This window comes from Arthrobacter sp. CC3 (assembly GCF_039907775.1).
Lineage (GTDB): Bacteria > Actinomycetota > Actinomycetes > Actinomycetales > Micrococcaceae > Arthrobacter.
In genome coordinates this window covers 1-1,212 of sequence record NZ_JARCCY010000103.1, presented here as the reverse complement: position 1 = coordinate 1,212, position 1,212 = coordinate 1, and the positions used below count along the sequence as shown (strand labels likewise).

Below are 1,212 nucleotides of genomic sequence, written 5' to 3'. Positions count from 1 at the left end.
CAACGATTAACAGGTTCCCAGCCGAAAGTCCGATTAAACCGCCGAAAGTCACCAATAAACGCGACTGTAGTACTAGGTCCGGTCCGCCGGCGCGTCTTTGGTGAAGCCCGATATCGGGATGCAGCAACCGAATGTGAATGGGCCCACGACCTCTACTGTACGGCTGGCCGAGACCGCCTCGCATGTGTTTCAGGGCCACCAAGAGATCGGGCCCGGCAAGTCCTGACACAACAGCCACACAGGGGAACAACCATGGGGCAAACCCGGGTTGAAATCGCGGCCAACCCCGGCCATCTCGGCTACCTCCAAGGTGCAGCGCGCGTGCACTGGGCCAAATGCAACTCATATGCAATCCGCTCCGATGGAGCCAGGGAGCCAAGAACATAAGCGGCGGCTCATCGGCCATAGTTGTCATTCTCGTTATTCATTTGTTCGGCGGCCTCCCCAAACGGAGCGGAATCGGGCAGGTTTCGTGCAGGACAGGCGGCTCACCGGTTTATCTATAGACGTCAGCGCTACGGTTCTTGGTTCACATAACCTGCGTTTTGCATGGGGTGGCTGTTGGAACCCGTCTGCGTGAGCTCAAGGGGAGCCCGTTTCTTGAGCCAGGGATCTCGGCGATGTGGACCGGCACAACCTGGCCGAAATGCGCCGACACCTGCTTCGAATGCGGCGCAGACCTGCACTGCCTGCGCCGCATGCACGAGCATTGCCGCATCTGCGCCGAAGCGTGCCGCCGCTGCGAGCAGGCGTGCGCGGAACTGCTGGTCTCGCCCGGTTAAAGCCCGTGGCAGGCCGGAATGCAGGCGTAGCCCGGCCCTCACGGACGCCCCTGCCGGGGTGCCGTGGGCCACGCAACAGAGCGCCGGGTTCGAAGCCACCTCCTTTTGAGAGCCCGAAACGTTTATTCCGGCTCGGGCGTCACCTGCCTGCGCGCTACTCTGTCTCGTGGCGGCAGTCCGGAAGAAGAACACTTCGCCTCATGCCTGAGCAACCTGCTTTTGACTTCTACAGCCCTGAATAGGAGTGAAGGCCGTTGAAGAACTGGTTGACGATCGTGAAATTGAAGGCCACGCACAAGTAGCCCACAATCGACAGCCACGCGGCCCGGGTGCCGGTCCAGCCGCGCGTGGCACGGGCGTGCAGGTAGCCGGCGTAAACCACCCAGATCACGAACGTCCAGACTTCCTTGGTGTCCCAGCCCCAGAAGCG

The 1,212-nt window shown here is 61.4% G+C and carries 1 protein-coding gene and 1 pseudogene; one reads left to right on the top strand and one right to left on the bottom strand.

The window, feature by feature from the left end:
- Positions 1 to 698: 698 nt before the first annotated feature.
- Positions 699 to 782, top strand: a pseudogene (locus PV761_RS24165) (four-helix bundle copper-binding protein); the annotation flags it as partial.
- A gap of 226 nt (positions 783 to 1,008) precedes the next feature.
- On the opposite strand, the gene ccsA reads toward PV761_RS24165, so the two are convergent.
- Positions 1,009 to 1,212: cytochrome c biogenesis protein CcsA (ccsA, locus tag PV761_RS24160; RefSeq protein WP_347900047.1), on the bottom strand; the 204-nt coding region annotated here is incomplete at its 5' end.